Raw genomic sequence first — 252 nt, forward strand, 5'->3', positions numbered from 1 at the left:
AAAGTGCCCGTCGGGGCGAGTTGATATGTTCTTTAACAGGGTGGGAAACAGTGGCGAAGAAAAAGGCTGCTAAATCAGGGGGAAAGGTCCGCTCAATCGTATGATGGCGTCGGGATAGTGCCTAAGACCCTATAGGATTAGCAGGGGGTCTGAACCTGTATGCGTACGTGCCGAATCCGGTGTCGTGGATTGATCCCTTAGGGTTAGCAGCTTGTCCAACACAAAAATATGAAGTTAGTACATTCGATGATT

General features: G+C 48.8%; 1 pseudogene. It reads left to right on the forward strand.

Features of this window, described 5'->3' with window-relative positions:
- Window positions 1–125 precede the first annotated feature (125 nt).
- Window positions 126–252: pseudogene (locus tag AACQ38_RS23935) on the forward strand (RHS repeat-associated core domain-containing protein); the annotation flags it as partial.

This window comes from Photorhabdus sp. RW14-46, from assembly GCF_963887965.1.
Lineage (GTDB): Bacteria > Pseudomonadota > Gammaproteobacteria > Enterobacterales > Enterobacteriaceae > Photorhabdus > Photorhabdus laumondii.